This window comes from Serratia nevei (assembly GCF_037948395.1).
In the GTDB taxonomy this organism is placed as follows: domain Bacteria; phylum Pseudomonadota; class Gammaproteobacteria; order Enterobacterales; family Enterobacteriaceae; genus Serratia; species Serratia nevei.
Genome location: NZ_CP149940.1, coordinates 4,914,572 through 4,931,938 on the forward strand (window position 1 = coordinate 4,914,572; position 17,367 = coordinate 4,931,938).

Genomic DNA, 17,367 nt, shown 5'->3' on the forward strand with positions numbered 1-17,367 from the left:
CCGGTAAATATGATCCCGACGTGAGGCAGCATTATGTCCGATGCAGTACGTTCTTATCTTCAATACACTCCCAAACTCGGTCAGCGCGTCTTGATCGATCCTTCCAGCGTCGTGATCGGCGACGTCGATCTGGCGGATGACGTCAGCATCTGGCCGCTGGTCGCTATCCGCGGCGACGTCAATGCGGTAAAGATCGGCGCGCGCAGCAATATTCAGGACGGCAGCGTACTGCATGTGACTCACCGTTCCGAACACAACCCAGACGGTTATCCCCTGCTGATTGGGGAAGACGTGACCGTGGGCCATAAAGCGATGCTGCACGGCTGCGCCATCGGCAACCGGGTGCTGGTCGGTATGGGATCGATCCTGTTGGACGGTGTAGTAGTAGAAGACGACGTAATGATTGGTGCCGGCAGTTTGGTGGCGCCGGGCAAGCGCCTGGCGAGCGGCTATCTTTATATGGGCAGCCCGGCACGCCAGGTTCGGCCGTTGACCGCCGCCGAGTTGGAGGGATTGCTTTACTCTTCTAACAACTATGTACGCTGGAAAGACGAATACCTGTCGGAAGATATCTGATGGGCGCCCCGTTCCCTATAAAGAGAACGGGGTAGGATTTATGCCGCCAGCTCGCTGCGCAGCTGGCGCAATACCGGCTCGATCTCTGGCATCACTCCGTGCCAAAGCAGGAAAGCATGCGCCGCCTGCCCCACCAGCATACCCAGCCCATCGGCATATTCCGTTGCCCCCCGCTGCTGCGCCCAGGCCAGGAATGGCGTGACGCCCTGCTGATAGAACATGTCATAACAACGGGTTTTCGCGTTGACTACGCCCGCGGGCAAGGCCGGGATCTCCCCGCTGATGCCGGACGCCGTCGCATTGATCACCAGATCGAACGCTTGCTGATCCAGTTGATCCATCGGCGCCGCCGAGATTTCCCCCAAATGCCGGAAAGCGTGGGCCAACTCTTGAGCCCGGCTGAAGGTGCGGTTGGTGATCGTGAGCCGGCAGCCGAAAGACAGCAGCGGTAGGATCACACCGCGCGCTGCGCCGCCGGCGCCCACCAGCAGAATGCGATCCTGCGGCCGGATCAATTGTTGACGCTGCAGATCGGTCAGCAAACCGACGCCGTCGGTGTTATCCCCCAATAGACCGCCATTCGGCAATACCTTCAGGGTATTGACCGCCCCGGCCATCGCTGCACGCTCGCTCAGCTCGGAGGCGAGCTCATAAGCACGCTCTTTGAAAGGCACCGTGACGTTCGCCCCCAGCCCTCCGGCGTGGATAAACGCCTGCAGGCTGGTTTCAAAACTGTCCAACGGCGCCAACACCGCTCCATAAGGATGCTCAATGCCAGTCTGGGCAGCGAACAGCGCATGAATTCGCGGCGACTTGCTGTGACCAATAGGGTTGCCAAATACCGCAAACTTCTCCATGCCCATTACCTCTAGCCCTGACGGATCTGTTCGCCGGTCAGAGCATCTCTGATTTCGGAAGGATTAAGACGGCCACCCACCTCGCCGGCCAATACCGGGAAAGCAGTGCCGAATTGTCGTGTGACTTCGTCCGCACTGCGGCACGGCTCCAACCCACTGAGATTGGCACTGGTCGATACCAGTGGCTTACCGTACTGCCGACACAGCCGCTGCACCAACGGGTGATCGCTAACGCGCACCGCCAGCGAGCTGAAACGCCCGGTCAGTAAACGTGGCGTCTCCGGGCGAGCAGGCAACACCCAGGTTACCGGCCCAGGCCAGCTGGCGAACATCGTCGCGCGCTGCTGTTCGCTGAGCGCACTGTCGTCGATATAAGGCTTAAGCTGCGCATAGTCGGCGGCGATCAGAATCAGCCCCTTTTCCCACGGCCGCTGTTTCAACGCTAGCAGCGCATTGACCGCCTGTTCGCTGTCGGGATCGCACCCCAGGCCGAATACCGCTTCGGTAGGATAGGCAATCACCTGCTGCTGATGCAAAGCATCGATGATAGATACAAGGTTCGGGCTTAATTCTGAGTTCATGATGTGATTATTCTGTAGTCGCGACGGGTTTTCCGCACAGCTTGCTGGCACAGCACAGGACGGGGCCTTTTGCCGTGCGCTTTTCCATCAGCAGCGGATAATGGCAATAGGCACATTCACCGGCGACGGGTTTAACATTGAGGGCAAATTGGCATTCCGGGTAACGATCGCAGGAGTGAAAAACCTTGCCATAGCGCGATTTACGCTGCAGCAGTTTGCCCTGACCGCACTGCGGACAGGTAATGGCGGTTTCGTCAGGCTTATCGATCACTTCAGTGTGATCGCACTGCGGATAATCGCTGCAACCGATAAACATGCCATAGCGCCCCTGGCGCAGCACCAACGTCGCCTGGCACTTCGGGCACTGTTGCCCATCCAGCACCTTGACGATATGCCCGTCGGCCTGCGCTTTCAGCGGGCGAATATATTGGCATTCAGGGTACTGGGAACAACCGAGGAAGGGGCCATGGCGACCGCTACGGATCACCAGCTCGGCCCCGCATTCCGGACAGGGTTCATTTTGCCTGGCGGCAAAAATCGCGTTTTTTGTCATAACGTCTTCTATGCGCGTTATCAGCTCAATGCAGATAACCTTCGTTCACTTCAAACAACAGTTCTTCCATTTGCTGATAGGCGCTTTCATATCCGGGGATATTAAACAGCACCATCAACACGACCCATTTCAGATCTTCGAGATCGAATTCCGCATTATCCAAGGCCATAACGCGGTCGATAACCATTTCACGGGTTTCGAGGTTCAATACCTGAATCTGTTCCAGGAACAGGAGAAAACCACGGCAGCCGGCGTCCAAACGCGCGCTTTCCTCTTCGGTGTAGATCCGCATCGCCAGCGGATCGGCATCCATAAAGTAAGGCGCATTTTGACCTTCTTGCAGGTCAGCCAACTTCTCAAGCCAATTCAACGCGTTGTAGATATCATCCCGATGAAACCCCGCCTGAGCGAGATCATCAGTCAGTTGATCCTGATCGACGCGCATCTCTGGTTCATTGTGGATATAAGTTTCAAACAAGTACATGAGTACGTCGAACATGGCTTGCCCTCCTTATTCGGACATAGCCGCCGGGTACAGCTGCGATCCAACCTGCTAACTCCAGTTCGAGTAACTTGATTACCACCACTGGCACAGGTTGGCCGGCACGTTCAGCGACGACGTCAACAGGTGTCACCTCATCTCCTACGTTAGCCAACACATCGGCAAATGGCAATTCAACTTCAGCCTGCGACGCACAAATAGTTGTATTTTCGTTCAGTGGCAGCCAGTGAAGGCCGCTTCCCAGCAATTCTGCGATATCTTTAGGCCCGGTGACCAGGTGCGCGCCCTGTTGGATCAGCCAATGTGTCCCCTCGCTCATCGGGTTCCCTAACGGCCCCGGCAAGGCGAACACTTCACGCCCCTGCTCCAGCGCATAGCGAGCCGTCACCAGAGTACCGCTGCGCAACGAGGCTTCTATGACCAGAACGCCCTGGCTCAGCCCGCTGATAATACGGTTACGGCGCGGAAAATGGTCGGCCAGAGGTAAATCCGTGACCAAATGATCTGAAATCACCGCGCCGCCCTGCTCGACAATCTGCTCCGCGAGCCTGCGGTGCCGGCGTGGATAAACATTGGCCAGCCCGCTGCCCAGCACCGCTACCGTGCAACCCCCGACCGCCAGCGCTGCGCGATGGCAAATGCCGTCGATGCCGATCGCCAAACCGCTGGTGATGGTGAAACCGCAACGCGCCAATTCCTCGGCGAAATAATTGGCCCAACGCTCACCGTAGTGGCTGAACTGCCGGCTGCCAACCATGGCGAGCTGCGGGCGCAGCAACGCCTGAGGATCGCCCTCGATCAGCAGAAACAGCGGCGCATCGTCGATCTGGGCCAGGCGTTCCGGATAACCGGCCGCTCCGTAGTTCAGCATACGGTGCGCCGGCTCCTCCAGCCAACGCAGGGTCGCGGCCAGATAACCGGGATCCACCTGGTTGAACTGCGTCTGCTGCCGTTCGTCCAACCCTAGCTCATGCAGCACGCGGCGAGGCTCGCACCCCATTTGCGATAGCTGCCGCACGAGCCGGCTGGCCACAACGGTCTGCAGCCCCGTTACCCCTCGCATCCGTAAAGCGATCTCTTCCGGCCGCATCGTCTGTTCCCTCAGCAAAAACGGTGGTATTACCAATCTGAGCAATTGGTGCGCAATGCTGTCAATCAGGCCGGGAAATGTCTAGAATAGAGGTTAAACCTCGTTCATTACTCGGATACAGATCTAAAGATATATGTCAGTCTTGCAGGTATTACATTTCCCAGACGAGCGTCTGCGCAAAGTCGCAGCGCCGGTAAAAGAAGTCAATGCAGATATCCAGCGCATCGTGGATGATATGTTTGAAACCATGTACGCAGAGGAAGGCATTGGCCTGGCTGCGACTCAGGTGGATATCCATCAGCGCATTATCGTGATCGACGTCTCCGAGAATCGCGATCAGCGCCTGGTGCTGATCAACCCGGAACTGCTGGAAAAAAGCGGCGAAACCGGCATCGAGGAAGGCTGTCTTTCCATTCCCGAACAGCGTGCGTTGGTACCCCGTGCCGCGCAGGTGAAGATCCGCGCGCTGGATCGCGAAGGCAAACCTTTCGAGCTGGAAGCGGACGATCTGTTGGCGATCTGCATCCAGCACGAGATGGATCACCTGATGGGTAAACTGTTCGTCGATTACCTGTCGCCGCTCAAGCGTCAGCGCATTCGTCAGAAACTGGAAAAAATGGCCAAGCTTCAAGCCCGCGCCTAACCGATCAGGAAATCAACGTGTCTGACTCTTTACGGATTATTTTCGCCGGAACACCAGACTTCGCAGCGCGTCATCTTGACGCGCTGTTGTCATCTGAGCACCAGATTGTCGGCGTTTTTACCCAGCCCGACCGCCCGGCAGGCCGCGGCAACAAGCTGACGCCAAGTCCGGTCAAAGTACTGGCTGAACAACACCAACTGCCGGTCTTTCAGCCCAAATCGCTGCGCCCCGAAGAAAACCAACGCCTGGTGGCCGATCTCCACGCCGACGTGATGGTGGTGGTTGCTTACGGGCTGATCCTGCCGCAGGCGGTGCTAGATATGCCGCGTCTCGGTTGCATCAACGTACATGGCTCGCTGCTGCCTCGCTGGCGCGGCGCGGCACCGATCCAGCGTTCGCTCTGGGCCGGCGACAGCGAAACCGGCGTGACCATCATGCAGATGGACGTCGGTCTCGATACTGGCGACATGATGCACAAGATTGCCTGCCCGATTGAGAGCAGTGATACCAGCGCCAGTCTCTACGACAAGCTGGCACAGCTCGGCCCGCAGGGCATGCTGACTACGCTGCGCCAAATGGCAGACGGCAGCGCCACCCGCGAAGTGCAGGACGAAGCGCTGGTCACCTACGCAGAGAAGCTGAGCAAAGAAGAAGCCCGTCTGGACTGGAATCTGTCCGCCGCTCAGTTAGAGCGTTGTATCCGCGCCTTCAACCCTTGGCCGGTCAGCTACTTCACCATCGACGATCAACCGGTGAAAGTGTGGCAAGCCAGCGTACTGACGCAAAGCACCAACGCGGAGCCAGGCACCGTTGTCCATGCCGACAAGCACGGCATTCAGGTGGCGACCGCCGACGGCATCCTCAATCTGATCCAACTGCAGCCCGCCGGCAAGAAACCGATGTCGGCGCAAGACCTTTTAAATTCACGTCGTGAATGGTTTACCCCGGGTAACCGGCTGTAAGTCACCCCACTGCCCGGCCGTTCATCGCCGGGCCGTTATTTTCTTAATGCCGATCGTTATCAGCTTCAGCCTATGAAAAATAATTACAATCTCCGCAGCATCGCTGCCAAAGCCATCGGCCAGGTGCTGGATCAAGGGCAGTCGCTCAGCACCGTCCTGCCGGCGCTCCAAACCACCATCAGCGATAAAGATCGCGGGTTGCTGCAGGAACTGTGTTTCGGCACGCTGCGCGTGCTGCCGCAGCTCGAATGGTGCATTCAGCAATTGATGGCTAAGCCGCTGACCGGCAAGCAGCGCACGCTGCACTATTTGCTGATGGTCGGCCTGTATCAGCTGCTGTATACCCGTATCCCGGCGCACGCCGTATTGGCGGAAACCGTGGAGGGCGCGGTAGCGCTGAAACGCCCGCAGTTGAAAGGCCTGATTAACGGCGTCTTGCGGCAATTCCAGCGCCAGCAGGAAGAGCTGCTACAGCTCGCCGCCAACAATGACAGCCGCTATCTGCACCCAAGCTGGTTGCTGAAACGCCTTCAACAAGCCTATCCCGCCAACTGGGAACAGATCGTCGACGCCAATAACCAGAAGCCACCGATGTGGCTGCGCGTCAACCGCCTGCATCACACCCGGGAAGCTTATCTGCAGTTGTTGACCGACGCCGGCATCGCCGCAGAACCTCACGCAGACTATGCCGATGCAGTGCGTTTGCTGGCGCCTTGCGCCGTGACCGATCTGCCTGGGTTCGCCGACGGCTGGGTCACCGTGCAAGATGCCTCAGCCCAGGGCTGTGTCGATCTATTGGATCCGCAAGACGGTGAACAGATCCTCGATTTGTGCGCCGCGCCTGGCGGCAAAACCACGCATATTCTGGAAGCGGCACCGAAAGCGCACGTCATAGCGGTCGATATCGACGAACAGCGCCTGGCGCGGGTGAAAGAAAACCTGCAGCGCCTGCGTTTGCATGCCGAAGTTAAGCTGGGTGATGGCCGCACCCCGCAGCAATGGTGCGGTGACAAGCAGTTCGACCGGATCCTGCTGGACGCGCCTTGTTCCGCCACCGGCGTGATCCGCCGTCACCCCGACATCAAATGGCTGCGCCGCGATCGCGACATCGCCGAACTCGCTGCGCTGCAGGCCGACATCCTGGAAGCCGTCTGGCCCCATCTGAAATCGGGCGGCGTGATGGTTTACGCGACCTGCTCTATCCTGCCGGATGAAAACAGCAGCCAGATCGCCGCGTTCTTGCAGCGCCACGCCGATGCCAAACTGGTTGAAACCGGTGATGCGCAGCGGCCAGGGCGGCAGAATATCCCGCATCCCGAGGACGGCGATGGCTTCTTTTACGCTAAGCTGATTAAAATGTAATGCTTCGGGGCGTGCACGCGCGCCCTAAGTCTTTCAGTGTGAAGCAGAGAACACGATGAAAATAATTATTCTTGGTGCCGGTCAGGTTGGCGGGACGCTGGCGGAAAACCTGGTGGGTGAAAACAACGATATCACCGTCGTCGATACCGATTCCGGTCGTCTGCGTCAGCTGCAGGATAAATTCGATCTGCGCGTGGTTCAGGGGCACGGCTCTCACCCTCGAGTGCTGCGCGAAGCCGGCGCGGAAGACGCCGACATGCTGGTCGCCGTCACCAACTCCGACGAAACCAACATGATCGCCTGCCAGATCGCCTATTCTCTGTTTAATACCCCCAACCGTATCGCCCGTATCCGCGCGCCGGAATATATCCGCGAGTCGGAGAAACTGTTCCTGCCGGAAGCGGTGCCGATCGACCATCTGATCTCACCGGAACAGTTGGTCATAGACTATATCTACAAGCTGATTGAGTACCCCGGCGCGTTGCAGGTGGTCAATTTCGCCGAAGGCAAGGTCAGCATCGCCGCGGTTAAAGCCTATTACGGTGGCCCGCTGGTCGGCAATGCGCTCTCTTCGATGCGCGAACACATGCCACATATCGACACCCGCGTCGCCGCAATTTTCCGCCAGGACAGACCGATCAGGCCGCAAGGCTCGACCATTATCGAAGCCGGTGATGAAGTGTTCTTCGTCGCCGCATCACAACATATCCGCGCGGTGATGAGCGAACTGCAGCGGCTGGAAAAACCGTATAAGCGCATCATGATCGTCGGTGGCGGCAACGTCGGCGCCGGCCTGGCCGCCAAGCTGGAAAAAGACTACAACGTCAAACTGATCGAGCGAAACCAGCAACGCGCCGCCGAACTGGCCGAGCAGCTGCACGATACCATCGTGTTCTACGGCGATGCCTCCGACCAGGAGCTGCTGGCCGAAGAGCACGTCGAACAGGTGGATGTCTTCATCGCTATCACCAACGACGATGAGGCCAACATCATGTCCGCCATGCTGGCCAAGCGCATGGGCGCCAAGAAGGTAATGGTATTGATCCAGCGCCGCGCCTATGTCGATCTGGTGCAAGGCAGCGTGATCGATATTGCCATTTCCCCCCAACAGGCGACCATCTCCGCCCTGTTGGGGCACGTGCGCAAAGCGGATATCGTCAGCGTTTCGTCGCTGCGCCGCGGCGTGGCAGAAGCGATCGAAGCGATTGCCCACGGCGATGAAAGCACGTCCAAAGTGGTCGGCCGCATCGTCGAAGACATCAAGCTGCCACCGGGTACCACCATCGGTGCGATCGTGCGTGGCGACGACGTGATCATCGCCAACGGCAATAGCAAAATCGAACAGGGCGATCACGTCATCATGTTTATTACCGACAAGAAATTCGTGCCGGACGTTGAACGCTTGTTCCAACCGAGCCCGTTCTTCTTGTAGAACGAATTTATTAGGCGATGGTCTATAATCGCGTAGTTGTTCTCTGCCTTGGGGGAGATAAAACTTCTCTCCTTTTGTGGCAAAGGGAAATTGCTTTGTTAAACTTGAGTTATTAATTCTGCAAGGGGTGCGTTCTATGAGTATGTTGAAAGAGTTTCGCGAATTTGCCATGCGTGGCAACGTGGTCGATTTGGCCGTCGGTGTGATTATCGGTGCTGCATTCGGCAAGATTGTTTCGTCCTTCGTGGCCGATATCATCATGCCACCTCTGGGGCTACTGATCGGCGGCGTCGACTTTAAACAGTTCCATCTGGTTTTACGTGAAGCTCAGGGCGCCGTCCCGGCGGTGGTAATGAACTACGGTTCATTCATTCAAACCGTATTCGACTTCGTGATTGTCGCCTTCGCCATCTTCCTGGCGATTAAATTGATGAACAAAATGCGCCGCAAGCAGGAAGAAGCCCCGGCAGCGCCGCCAGCACCTACCGCAGAAGAGAAACTGCTGACGGAAATTCGTGACTTGCTGAGCCAGCAACAGCAGCCAAAACTGTAAAACAGCGTTTGGTTATGCCAATAAAAAGCCACCTGATGAAGGTGGCTTTTTTAATGCTTAAAACCAGAAGGCCAGTGGTAAATTATCGCTTGATAGTTTACCACTGGCCTCCCAGTTACCGCCTTTGTTGTGTTTTTCTTTACGCCGGTAGCTACCTTTGCCTTTCACATTCTTTTCTACTCGTTGACGGAATAGCGGATCATGCAGCAGCGCCTCAATGGCGTTATCTTGAATCTGACCTTTAGTGTGACGATATTTCGTCATGATAATGCTCCTGTAAAAGATGGGGTAATAAAACGAGGCGATAATACTGCCGGCGGTATAAAAATTAAAGTGCCGTCAGCAACCTTTTTTGCCTTTTTCATCGCTGGCGCCCTGTTCCAAAGCTTCCAGAATAGAGCAATAATTGCTGGTATGGGCTGTACCGCAGCAGGCATCACTCAGCCGCTTCAGCGATTCGCGCATACGAGTCAGCTCCGCCAACGTGCTTTCCACTTCGCTCAGGCGCGCATCGACGATCGACTTCGACTCTTGGCAGGTATGATGCTCAGGATCGACGCGGATCGACAGCAGCTCGGCGATCGTTTCCAGAGTAAACCCCAGCTGCTTAGCATAGCGAATGAAACGCAGCCGCTGCAGGTCCTGTTCGGTATACAACCGATAGCCGCCTTCGGTGCGGACATTGTGATCCATCATGCCCTGCTTTTCATAGTAACGCACGGTATCCGGCGTCACTTCGGCAAGCTTGGCCAACTGACCTATCTTGAACATTACTTCTCCTCCCGGGTGAATTTGCCATCCAATGCACGCTGATATTCGCCATGCAAGAAATCCGTACTCATCCCAGCCTGACGTAATCGATGCTCTAGCAGCGCCATGCGTTTACTGAGTTCGACATAGTCCGGATGCTCACTGCTAATCCCTTGCAGCAAGCGAGCAACGGTCAACGCCTCTTTGCGATCTTCCAACTCCGGTGGCAGGTAACCGGCATTTTTCAGCAGACGGTAACCGGCGCGTAGCTCAGCCGGTACCGCGCTGTCATCTTCCAGCGTCAACGGTTGGCCCTGGCCGGGCAGATTGACGAACTCGCCTTTATCCTGGGCATCAAGGATATGACGTTCCGCCCATTGATCGAGCAACCCCATGACAGACAGCCTCGGTAAGCCTAATGATGAAGCCTTAGCATAGCGGATAGGGGCGGGGATCTTAAGCGCAGCGGGAGAATTACGCACATTTGGCTGGGTTTGGACGTAAAAAAACCGGGCAAGCCCGGTTTTTTTACGCGTCTACAGATTACTCTGCAGTTGCTACTTCTGCTTGAGACTCAGCACGATCAACCAGCTCGATGTATGCCATCGGCGCGTTGTCGCCTGCGCGGAAGCCACACTTCAGAATGCGAGTGTAACCACCGGCACGGCTCGCGAAACGCGGGCCCAGCTCGTTAAACAGTTTTGCCACGATCTCGTTATCACGAGTACGGGCGAATGCCAGACGACGATTAGCTACGCTGTCGGTCTTGGCAAGAGTAATCAGCGGCTCAACAACGCGACGCAGCTCTTTTGCTTTTGGCAGGGTCGTCTTGATGATCTCATGACGAACCAAAGAGCCGGCCATGTTACGGAACATAGCCTGGCGATGGCTGCTGTTACGGTTCAGTTGACGACCACTCTTACGATGGCGCATGACCTTATCCTTCTCAGTAAAACCTTAACCTGTGATCCGGTTACTCGTCAGCAATGCTTGCCGGCGGCCAGTTTTCCAGGCGCATGCCCAGAGACAGACCACGTGAGGCCAGCACGTCTTTAATCTCGGTAAGAGATTTTTTACCCAGGTTTGGCGTTTTCAGCAACTCAACCTCGGTACGCTGTACCAGATCACCGATGTAGTGGATAGCTTCTGCCTTGAGGCAGTTAGCAGAGCGGACAGTCAATTCCAGATCGTCAACAGGGCGCAGCAAGATCGGATCGAACTCTGGTTTCTCTTCTTTAACTTCCGGCTGACGTACATCACGCAGGTCAACGAAAGCTTCAAGTTGTTCAGCCAGAATGGTGGCCGCACGGCGGATCGCCTCTTCAGGATCGATCGTGCCATTGGTCTCCATCTCGATGACCAGCTTATCCAAGTCAGTACGCTGTTCTACACGCGCAGCTTCAACATTGTAGGCGATACGCTCTACAGGGCTGTAGCAGGCGTCAACCAACAGACGACCGATTGGGCGCTCATCTTCTTCCGAATGAATTCGGGCAGAAGCCGGCACATAACCGCGACCGCGCTGAACTTTGATACGCATGCTGATAGCCGCGTTCTCATCAGTCAGGTGGCAAATCACGTGCTGAGGCTTGACGATTTCGACATCACCATCATGGGTGATGTCGGCAGCGGTCACAGGGCCAATGCCAGATTTATTCAGGGTAAGAATAACTTCGTCTTTGCCTTGAACTCTCACCGCCAGCCCTTTCAGGTTGAGCAGGATCTCCAGGATATCTTCCTGTACGCCTTCTTTGGTGCTGTACTCATGCAGTACACCATCAATCTCAACCTCGGTCACCGCGCAACCCGGCATAGATGAAAGCAGAATACGGCGCAGTGCGTTGCCAAGAGTATGGCCAAAGCCACGCTCTAAAGGCTCAAGGGTCACCTTGGCGTGCGTCGAACTGACTTGCTCGATATCTACCAGGCGCGGTTTTAGAAACTCTGTCACAGAACCCTGCATTGTGTCCTCTCTTTGGTACTAAGCTTTACTTGGAGTAAAGCTCGACGATCAGGTGTTCGTTAATGTCCGCAGACAGATCGGTACGTTCAGGCATACGCTTGAACACGCCTTCCATCTTAGCAGCATCAACTTCCAGCCAAGTCGGCTTTTCACGCTGCTCAGCCAGCTCCAGAGAAGCTTTAACACGAGACTGCTTTTTAGCTTTCTCGCGGATGCTGACTACGTCATTCGGAGATACCTGATAAGAAGCGATGTTAACAACGTGACCGTTTACCATAACTGCTTTGTGGCTAACCAGCTGACGTGACTCTGCACGAGTAGCGCCGAAGCCCATACGGTAAACAACGTTGTCCAGACGACCTTCCAGCAGCTGCAACAGGTTTTCACCGGTGTTGCCCTTCAGGCGGGTTGCTTCTTTGTAATAGTTACGGAATTGACGCTCCAGAATGCCGTACATACGGCGAACTTTCTGCTTCTCACGCAACTGAACACCGTAATCAGACAGACGCGGTTTACGCGCACCGTGCTGACCAGGTGCTTGTTCAATTTTACACTTGGAATCGATCGCGCGAACGCCAGACTTAAGGAACAGGTCTGTGCCCTCACGACGGCTCAGCTTGAGCTTAGGACCCAAATATCTTGCCATTTTCTTTCTCCAACAATCCTAAAAGCTGCGTTACACGCGGCGCTTTTTCGGCGGACGACAACCGTTATGAGGGATCGGAGTCACATCAGTAATATTAGTGATGCGGAAACCAGCCGCGTTCAGAGCGCGGATAGTAGACTCACGACCAGGACCAGGTCCTTTAACCATAACTTCCAGGTTCTTGATACCGTATTCTTTTACTGCGTCAGCACAACGTTCTGCTGCAACCTGTGCTGCGAACGGAGTGGACTTACGAGAACCACGGAAACCGGAACCACCGGCTGTTGCCCAACCCAAAGCATTACCCTGACGATCAGTGATGGTAACGATGGTGTTGTTGAAAGAAGCATGGATATGAGCCACGCCGTCAGAGACTTGCTTTCTTACACGCTTACGTGTACGAACAGGTGCCTTTGCCATTATTCAATAACCCCGATTATTTCTTGATCGGCTTGCGCGGACCCTTACGGGTACGAGCGTTGGTCTTGGTGCGCTGACCGCGTACCGGCAGACCACGACGATGACGCAAACCACGATAGCAACCAAGGTCCATAAGACGCTTGATGCTCAGGGTAATTTCACGACGCAAATCACCCTCAACGGTGTATTTGGCAACTGCATCACGAAGCTTTTCGATTTGCTCTTCAGACAGCTCACTGATCTTAACATTTTCAGCAATACCCGTGGATGCACAGATAGCCTGTGAACGGGTTTTACCGATACCGAAGATCGACGTTAAGGCGATAACGGTATGTTTATGATCAGGAATGTTAATGCCTGCTATACGGGCCACTATGCACTCCTACTATTTTATACAGCAACACCATTCTGAAAAGCCCGTTTTCAGGATACTCAAATAATGTTGCAGTGCGACATACAAAAGATTGGCTGGCTAATCTAGCCAGCTCAACCCAACTTTGCAAGAAAAATATGCGAGATAATCAGCCTTGACGCTGTTTATGCTTCGGCTCGGCGCTGCAAATCACACGAACGACACCGTTACGCTTAACGATTTTGCAGTTACGACATAATTTCTTGACGGAAGCACGAACTTTCATTTTTACTCTCCGTAACTTCTCAAACGAATCTGACTAGCGGTTATAGCCTTTCAGATTTGCTTTCTTCAATGCAGACTCGTACTGACTTGACATCATCAGAGTTTGCACTTGAGCCATAAAGTCCATGATGACGACAACCACGATCAGTAGCGAGGTACCACCAAAGTAGAATGGTACTTTCATTGCATCACGCATGAACTCCGGGATCAGGCAGATGAAAGTAATGTACATCGCGCCCACCAGGGTTAAACGCGTCATTACTTTATCGATATACTTCGCCGTTTGCTCTCCCGGACGAATTCCTGGTACGAAGGCACCGGACTTCTTCAGGTTATCTGCTGTCTCACGCGGGTTGAAGACCAACGCCGTGTAGAAGAAACAGAAGAAGATGATTGCAGACGCATAGAGTAACACATAAAGCGGTTGCCCTGGCTGCAAATACAGCGAAATCGTAGTCAGCCAGTTCCAACCGGTACCGCCCCCAAACCATGATGCAATCGTGGCCGGGAACAGAATAATGCTGGAAGCGAAAATCGCCGGGATAACACCCGCCATGTTCACTTTCAACGGTAAGTGTGTACTCTGTGCTGCATAAACACGACGACCTTGTTGACGCTTCGCATAGTTAACGACGATACGACGTTGACCACGCTCGATGAAAACAACGAAGAAGGTTACTGCAAACACCAATACTGCAACCAACAGCAGCAGGAGGAAGTGCAGGTCGCCTTGCCGCGCTTGCTCGATAGTATGGGCCACTGCCGGCGGGAGCCCCGCTACAATACCCGCGAAGATAATGATCGAGATACCGTTGCCGATACCGCGCTCAGTAATCTGCTCACCCAGCCACATCAGGAACATTGTCCCGGTCACCAGGCTCACAACCGCAGTAAAGTAGAATGCAAAGCCTGGGTTTAACACCAGGCCCTGCATACCAGGCATATTCGGCAGACCGGTAGCAATACCGATCGACTGGAATATGGCCAATACCAGCGTACCGTAACGGGTGTACTGGCTAATCTTGCGACGGCCAGCCTCCCCTTCTTTCTTGATTTCCGCCAACGCTGGATGAACCACCGTCAGCAGCTGGATAATGATCGACGCCGAGATATACGGCATGATCCCCAGAGCAAAGATAGAAGCACGGCTGAGGGCACCACCAGAGAACATGTTAAACATTTCAATGATAGTGCCTCTCTGCTGCTCAAGCAATTTGGCAAGCACAGTGGCATCGATACCAGGAATCGGAATGAAAGAGCCGATACGGAAGACAATCAGCGCGCCGATTACAAACAAAAGTCTGCGCTTCAGCTCGCCGAGCCCGCCTTTAGCACTTTGAAAATCTAATCCTGGTTGCTTAGCCATCTGCTACTTATTCCTCAATTTTACCGCCAGCAGCCTCGATAGCAGCACGAGCGCCTTTGGTGACACGCAGACCACGCAGGGTTACCGGACGAGCGACTTCGCCAGAAAGTACAACTTTCGCGAATTCGATCTGGACACCAACTACGTTAGCGGCTTTCAGCGCGTTCAGGTCGATAACATCGCCTTCAACCAGAGCCAGTTCAGACAGACGAACTTCTGCCGTGATCATCGCTTTGCGTGAAGTGAAGCCGAATTTCGGCAGACGACGGTACAGAGGCATCTGACCACCTTCGAAACCACGACGTACGCCACCGCCAGAACGAGACTTCTGACCTTTGTGACCACGGCCGCCGGTTTTACCCAGGCCAGAACCAATACCACGACCTACACGCTTAGGCGCATGCTTGGCACCTTCAGCCGGAGACAGAGTATTTAAACGCATCTGTTACTCCTCAACTTTAACCATGTAGGAAACCAGGTTGACCATACCGCGAACAGCAGGAGTATCCTCGCGCTCTACGGTGTGACCAATACGACGCAGACCCAGACCGAGCAGAGTAGCTTTATGCTTCGGCAGACGGCCAATTGAGCTGCGAGTTTGTGTAACTTTAATAGTCTTAGCCATGGTCAATTACCCCAGAATGTCGGCAACGGATTTACCACGCTTAGCAGCGACCATTTCAGGAGACTTCATATTCGCCAGAGCGTCGATAGTTGCACGAACCACGTTGATCGGGTTAGTGGAACCATAAGCTTTAGCCAATACGTTGTGCACCCCAGCAACTTCGAGAACGGCGCGCATTGCACCACCCGCGATGATACCGGTACCTTCATGAGCAGGCTGCATGAACACGCGAGAACCCGTGTGAGCGCCCTTAACAGGGTGCTGCAGGGTGCCGCTGTTCAGCGCGACGTTCATCATGTTGCGACGGGCTTTTTCCATCGCTTTCTGGATCGCTGCTGGAACTTCGCGTGCTTTGCCGTAGCCAAAACCAACGCGACCGTTACCATCACCAACTACAGTCAGTGCGGTAAAGCTGAAAATACGGCCACCTTTTACGGTTTTAGATACGCGGTTTACCGCGATCAGCTTTTCCTGCAGTTCGCCAGCTTGTTTTTCGATGTGAGCCATCTTAAACCTCTTCCTTAGAACTGAAGGCCAGCTTCACGGGCAGCATCTGCCAGTGCCTGGACTCGACCATGATATTGGAAACCGGAACGGTCAAAGGATACTTTCGCAATCCCTTTTTCCAACGCGCGCTCAGCCAGAGCTTTACCTACGGCTGCTGCTGCGTCTTTGTTACCGGAATACTTCAGTTGCTCCGCGATAGCTTTTTCTAAAGTAGAAGCGGCTACCAGTACTTCAGAACCGTTTGGAGCAATCACCTGTGCGTAAATGTGACGCGGGGTACGATGTACCACCAGGCGGGTTGCACCCAGCTCTTGGAGCTTGCGGCGTGCGCGGGTCGCACGACGGATACGAGCAGATTTCTTATCCATAGTGTTACCTTACTTCTTCTTAGCCTCTTTGGTACGCACGACTTCGTCGGCGTAACGAACACCTTTACCTTTGTAAGGCTCAGGACGACGGTAAGCGCGCAGATCTGCTGCTACCTGGCCAATAACCTGCTTATCAGCGCCTTTCAGCACGATTTCAGTTTGGCTTGGGCATTCAGCAGTGATACCTGCCGGCAGCTGGTGATCGATAGGGTGAGAGAAGCCCAGGGCCAAATTCACCACGTTGCCTTTAACGGCAGCACGATAACCAACACCTACCAGTTGAAGCTTTTTGGTGAAGCCTTCGGTAACACCAACAACCATTGCGTTCAGCAGAGCGCGCGTGGTACCCGCTTGAGCCCATGCGTTAGCAAAACCTTCGCGCGGAGCGAAAGTCAGTGCGTTAGCTTCTTGCTTCACTTCAACGGCGTCGTGGATAGTACGAGTCAACTCGCCGTTTTTACCCTTAATCGAAATAACCTGACCGTTGAGTTTTACCTCTACGCCGGCAGGAATGACGACGGGTGCTTTTGCAACACGAGACATTCTTTCCTCCCGAATTAAGCTACGTAGCAGATAATCTCGCCACCAAGACCAGCCTGGCGAGCTGCACGATCGGTCATAACACCTTTAGAGGTAGAAACAACAGCGATACCCAAACCGGCCATAACTTTTGGCAGCTCATCTTTTTTCTTGTAGATGCGCAGACCTGGACGGCTGATACGTTGAATGCTTTCTACCACAGCTTTGCCCTGGAAGTACTTCAGTACCAGTTCCAGAACAGGCTTGGCGTCGCCTTCGATTTTGAAATCTTCAATAAAACCTTCTTCCTTCAGCACGTTGGCAATTGCCACTTTCAGCTTGGAGGAAGGCATGGTGACCGCAACTTTGTTCGCGGCTTGACCGTTACGGATACGGGTCAGCATATCCGCGATCGGATCTTGCATGCTCATCTGTCTTTACTCCCGTGATTCAAT

At 54.7% G+C, this 17,367-nt stretch carries 27 protein-coding genes; 6 read left to right on the forward strand and 21 right to left on the reverse strand.

The window, feature by feature from the left end; translation table 11 throughout:
- The first annotated feature begins 33 nt into the window (after window positions 1-33).
- Entirely contained in the window at window positions 34-576 is a 543-nt protein-coding gene (locus tag V8N38_RS23415) for a gamma carbonic anhydrase family protein (protein ID WP_004929699.1), read from the forward strand.
- A 38-nt stretch (window positions 577-614) separates the two neighbouring features.
- Here V8N38_RS23415 and aroE read toward each other — a convergent pair whose 3' ends face one another.
- The 5 genes from aroE to dprA are packed head-to-tail and all read right to left on the reverse strand — an operon-like array spanning window position 615 to window position 4,159.
- A complete protein-coding gene (aroE, locus tag V8N38_RS23420) occupies window positions 615-1,433 on the reverse strand; it encodes a shikimate dehydrogenase (RefSeq protein WP_100396799.1) in 819 nt (272 codons plus the stop codon).
- A gap of 11 nt (window positions 1,434-1,444) precedes the next feature.
- Window positions 1,445-2,014, reverse strand: coding sequence for an L-threonylcarbamoyladenylate synthase type 1 TsaC (tsaC, locus tag V8N38_RS23425; protein ID WP_047729720.1), 570 nt, complete (start codon window positions 2,012-2,014; stop codon window positions 1,445-1,447).
- A 7-nt stretch (window positions 2,015-2,021) separates the two neighbouring features.
- Window positions 2,022-2,567, reverse strand: coding sequence for a type I DNA topoisomerase (locus tag V8N38_RS23430; protein WP_019456195.1), 546 nt, complete (start codon window positions 2,565-2,567; stop codon window positions 2,022-2,024).
- 25 nt (window positions 2,568-2,592) lie between these two features.
- Window positions 2,593-3,066 carry a DUF494 family protein Smg gene (gene smg / locus V8N38_RS23435; protein ID WP_033650013.1) on the reverse strand — a complete coding sequence of 158 codons (474 nt, stop codon included), beginning with the start codon at window positions 3,064-3,066 and terminating at the stop codon, window positions 2,593-2,595.
- Window positions 3,038-4,159 (reverse strand): DNA-protecting protein DprA, encoded by a 1,122-nt coding sequence (gene dprA, locus V8N38_RS23440; protein ID WP_147840490.1) that lies wholly within the window; start codon window positions 4,157-4,159, stop codon window positions 3,038-3,040. Before dprA ends, smg begins: the two co-directional genes overlap by 29 nt.
- A 133-nt stretch (window positions 4,160-4,292) precedes the next feature.
- Here dprA and def point away from each other — a divergent pair, with 133 nt between their 5' ends.
- The 5 genes from def (at window position 4,293) to mscL (ending at window position 9,111) form a co-directional block, all read left to right on the forward strand.
- Window positions 4,293-4,802: a peptide deformylase gene (gene def / locus V8N38_RS23445; RefSeq protein WP_015379260.1), complete on the forward strand. Its 510-nt coding sequence runs from the start codon at window positions 4,293-4,295 to the stop codon at window positions 4,800-4,802.
- 17 nt (window positions 4,803-4,819) lie between these two features.
- Window positions 4,820-5,764: a methionyl-tRNA formyltransferase gene (fmt, locus tag V8N38_RS23450; protein ID WP_060424591.1), complete on the forward strand. Its 945-nt coding sequence runs from the start codon at window positions 4,820-4,822 to the stop codon at window positions 5,762-5,764.
- 72 nt (window positions 5,765-5,836) lie between these two features.
- Window positions 5,837-7,126, forward strand: a complete 1,290-nt coding sequence (rsmB, locus tag V8N38_RS23455; RefSeq protein ID WP_147840491.1) for a 16S rRNA (cytosine(967)-C(5))-methyltransferase RsmB — start codon at window positions 5,837-5,839, stop codon at window positions 7,124-7,126.
- 55 nt (window positions 7,127-7,181) lie between these two features.
- Window positions 7,182-8,558, forward strand: a complete 1,377-nt coding sequence (gene trkA / locus V8N38_RS23460; RefSeq protein WP_004929716.1) for a Trk system potassium transporter TrkA — start codon at window positions 7,182-7,184, stop codon at window positions 8,556-8,558.
- A gap of 136 nt (window positions 8,559-8,694) precedes the next feature.
- Complete coding sequence (mscL, locus tag V8N38_RS23465; RefSeq protein ID WP_025304493.1) at window positions 8,695-9,111, forward strand: large-conductance mechanosensitive channel protein MscL; 417 nt, start codon at window positions 8,695-8,697, stop codon at window positions 9,109-9,111.
- Between the two features lie 57 nt (window positions 9,112-9,168).
- On the opposite strand, the gene V8N38_RS23470 is transcribed toward mscL, so the two are convergent.
- From V8N38_RS23470 to rpsH, 16 genes are all read right to left on the reverse strand, one after another.
- On the reverse strand, window positions 9,169-9,375 hold the full coding sequence (locus tag V8N38_RS23470; RefSeq protein ID WP_033639242.1) for an alternative ribosome-rescue factor A: 207 nt from the start codon (window positions 9,373-9,375) through the stop codon (window positions 9,169-9,171).
- 75 nt (window positions 9,376-9,450) lie between these two features.
- The gene (zntR, locus tag V8N38_RS23475) at window positions 9,451-9,882 is read right to left on the reverse strand and encodes a Zn(2+)-responsive transcriptional regulator (protein ID WP_147840492.1); all 432 of its coding nucleotides are present in this window, start codon (window positions 9,880-9,882) and stop codon (window positions 9,451-9,453) included.
- Window positions 9,882-10,256: a DUF1992 domain-containing protein gene (locus V8N38_RS23480; protein ID WP_147840493.1), complete on the reverse strand. Its 375-nt coding sequence runs from the start codon at window positions 10,254-10,256 to the stop codon at window positions 9,882-9,884. The genes zntR and V8N38_RS23480 overlap by 1 nt, the downstream gene beginning before the upstream one ends.
- 148 nt (window positions 10,257-10,404) lie before the next feature.
- Window positions 10,405-10,794, reverse strand: coding sequence for a 50S ribosomal protein L17 (gene rplQ / locus V8N38_RS23485; protein ID WP_004929726.1), 390 nt, complete (start codon window positions 10,792-10,794; stop codon window positions 10,405-10,407).
- Window positions 10,795-10,834: 40 nt separating this feature from the next.
- Window positions 10,835-11,824, reverse strand: coding sequence for a DNA-directed RNA polymerase subunit alpha (locus V8N38_RS23490; RefSeq protein WP_002919219.1), 990 nt, complete (start codon window positions 11,822-11,824; stop codon window positions 10,835-10,837).
- Between the two features lie 25 nt (window positions 11,825-11,849).
- Window positions 11,850-12,470, reverse strand: a complete 621-nt coding sequence (gene rpsD / locus V8N38_RS23495; protein ID WP_025304496.1) for a 30S ribosomal protein S4 — start codon at window positions 12,468-12,470, stop codon at window positions 11,850-11,852.
- A 30-nt stretch (window positions 12,471-12,500) separates the two neighbouring features.
- Window positions 12,501-12,890: a 30S ribosomal protein S11 gene (gene rpsK / locus V8N38_RS23500; protein WP_004929731.1), complete on the reverse strand. Its 390-nt coding sequence runs from the start codon at window positions 12,888-12,890 to the stop codon at window positions 12,501-12,503.
- Between the two features lie 16 nt (window positions 12,891-12,906).
- Window positions 12,907-13,263: a 30S ribosomal protein S13 gene (rpsM, locus tag V8N38_RS23505; protein WP_004929734.1), complete on the reverse strand. Its 357-nt coding sequence runs from the start codon at window positions 13,261-13,263 to the stop codon at window positions 12,907-12,909.
- 148 nt (window positions 13,264-13,411) lie between these two features.
- A complete protein-coding gene (rpmJ, locus tag V8N38_RS23510; protein ID WP_002227352.1) occupies window positions 13,412-13,528 on the reverse strand; it encodes a 50S ribosomal protein L36 in 117 nt (38 codons plus the stop codon).
- A gap of 33 nt (window positions 13,529-13,561) precedes the next feature.
- On the reverse strand, window positions 13,562-14,893 hold the full coding sequence (secY, locus tag V8N38_RS23515; RefSeq protein WP_004929740.1) for a preprotein translocase subunit SecY: 1,332 nt from the start codon (window positions 14,891-14,893) through the stop codon (window positions 13,562-13,564).
- Between the two features lie 7 nt (window positions 14,894-14,900).
- The gene (gene rplO, locus V8N38_RS23520) at window positions 14,901-15,335 is read right to left on the reverse strand and encodes a 50S ribosomal protein L15 (protein WP_004929742.1); all 435 of its coding nucleotides are present in this window, start codon (window positions 15,333-15,335) and stop codon (window positions 14,901-14,903) included.
- A gap of 3 nt (window positions 15,336-15,338) precedes the next feature.
- A complete protein-coding gene (rpmD, locus tag V8N38_RS23525) occupies window positions 15,339-15,518 on the reverse strand; it encodes a 50S ribosomal protein L30 (RefSeq protein ID WP_048232028.1) in 180 nt (59 codons plus the stop codon).
- 6 nt (window positions 15,519-15,524) lie between these two features.
- Window positions 15,525-16,025 (reverse strand): 30S ribosomal protein S5, encoded by a 501-nt coding sequence (rpsE, locus tag V8N38_RS23530; RefSeq protein WP_004929747.1) that lies wholly within the window; start codon window positions 16,023-16,025, stop codon window positions 15,525-15,527.
- A 14-nt stretch (window positions 16,026-16,039) separates the two neighbouring features.
- Window positions 16,040-16,393 (reverse strand): 50S ribosomal protein L18, encoded by a 354-nt coding sequence (rplR, locus tag V8N38_RS23535; protein ID WP_004929748.1) that lies wholly within the window; start codon window positions 16,391-16,393, stop codon window positions 16,040-16,042.
- A 9-nt stretch (window positions 16,394-16,402) separates the two neighbouring features.
- A complete protein-coding gene (gene rplF / locus V8N38_RS23540; protein ID WP_004929751.1) occupies window positions 16,403-16,936 on the reverse strand; it encodes a 50S ribosomal protein L6 in 534 nt (177 codons plus the stop codon).
- A 14-nt stretch (window positions 16,937-16,950) separates the two neighbouring features.
- Window positions 16,951-17,343: a 30S ribosomal protein S8 gene (gene rpsH / locus V8N38_RS23545; RefSeq protein WP_004929753.1), complete on the reverse strand. Its 393-nt coding sequence runs from the start codon at window positions 17,341-17,343 to the stop codon at window positions 16,951-16,953.
- Between the last annotated feature and the right edge of the window lie 24 nt (window positions 17,344-17,367).

Bases quoted from the DNA above. Each gene is read 5' to 3' on its own strand.
- rpmD (WP_048232028.1), bottom strand. From the start codon at position 15,518: ATGGCTAAGACTATTAAAGTTACACAAACTCGCAGCTCAATTGGCCGT.
- V8N38_RS23490 (WP_002919219.1), bottom strand. From the start codon at position 11,824: ATGCAGGGTTCTGTGACAGAGTTTCTAAAACCGCGCCTGGTAGATATC.
- rpsH (WP_004929753.1), bottom strand. From the start codon at position 17,343: ATGAGCATGCAAGATCCGATCGCGGATATGCTGACCCGTATCCGTAAC.
- rplR (WP_004929748.1), bottom strand. From the start codon at position 16,393: ATGGATAAGAAATCTGCTCGTATCCGTCGTGCGACCCGCGCACGCCGC.
- zntR (WP_147840492.1), bottom strand. From the start codon at position 9,882: ATGTTCAAGATAGGTCAGTTGGCCAAGCTTGCCGAAGTGACGCCGGAT.
- rpsK (WP_004929731.1), bottom strand. From the start codon at position 12,890: ATGGCAAAGGCACCTGTTCGTACACGTAAGCGTGTAAGAAAGCAAGTC.
- V8N38_RS23480 (WP_147840493.1), bottom strand. From the start codon at position 10,256: ATGGGGTTGCTCGATCAATGGGCGGAACGTCATATCCTTGATGCCCAG.
- V8N38_RS23430 (WP_019456195.1), bottom strand. From the start codon at position 2,567: ATGACAAAAAACGCGATTTTTGCCGCCAGGCAAAATGAACCCTGTCCG.
- tsaC (WP_047729720.1), bottom strand. From the start codon at position 2,014: ATGAACTCAGAATTAAGCCCGAACCTTGTATCTATCATCGATGCTTTG.
- V8N38_RS23415 (WP_004929699.1), top strand. From the start codon at position 34: ATGTCCGATGCAGTACGTTCTTATCTTCAATACACTCCCAAACTCGGT.
- rsmB (WP_147840491.1), top strand. From the start codon at position 5,837: ATGAAAAATAATTACAATCTCCGCAGCATCGCTGCCAAAGCCATCGGC.
- trkA (WP_004929716.1), top strand. From the start codon at position 7,182: ATGAAAATAATTATTCTTGGTGCCGGTCAGGTTGGCGGGACGCTGGCG.
- rpmJ (WP_002227352.1), bottom strand. From the start codon at position 13,528: ATGAAAGTTCGTGCTTCCGTCAAGAAATTATGTCGTAACTGCAAAATC.
- rpsE (WP_004929747.1), bottom strand. From the start codon at position 16,025: ATGGCTCACATCGAAAAACAAGCTGGCGAACTGCAGGAAAAGCTGATC.
- mscL (WP_025304493.1), top strand. From the start codon at position 8,695: ATGAGTATGTTGAAAGAGTTTCGCGAATTTGCCATGCGTGGCAACGTG.
- smg (WP_033650013.1), bottom strand. From the start codon at position 3,066: ATGTTCGACGTACTCATGTACTTGTTTGAAACTTATATCCACAATGAA.
- dprA (WP_147840490.1), bottom strand. From the start codon at position 4,159: ATGCGGCCGGAAGAGATCGCTTTACGGATGCGAGGGGTAACGGGGCTG.
- aroE (WP_100396799.1), bottom strand. From the start codon at position 1,433: ATGGAGAAGTTTGCGGTATTTGGCAACCCTATTGGTCACAGCAAGTCG.
- def (WP_015379260.1), top strand. From the start codon at position 4,293: ATGTCAGTCTTGCAGGTATTACATTTCCCAGACGAGCGTCTGCGCAAA.
- V8N38_RS23470 (WP_033639242.1), bottom strand. From the start codon at position 9,375: ATGACGAAATATCGTCACACTAAAGGTCAGATTCAAGATAACGCCATT.
- rplF (WP_004929751.1), bottom strand. From the start codon at position 16,936: ATGTCTCGTGTTGCAAAAGCACCCGTCGTCATTCCTGCCGGCGTAGAG.
- rpsD (WP_025304496.1), bottom strand. From the start codon at position 12,470: ATGGCAAGATATTTGGGTCCTAAGCTCAAGCTGAGCCGTCGTGAGGGC.
- rplO (WP_004929742.1), bottom strand. From the start codon at position 15,335: ATGCGTTTAAATACTCTGTCTCCGGCTGAAGGTGCCAAGCATGCGCCT.
- secY (WP_004929740.1), bottom strand. From the start codon at position 14,893: ATGGCTAAGCAACCAGGATTAGATTTTCAAAGTGCTAAAGGCGGGCTC.
- rplQ (WP_004929726.1), bottom strand. From the start codon at position 10,794: ATGCGCCATCGTAAGAGTGGTCGTCAACTGAACCGTAACAGCAGCCAT.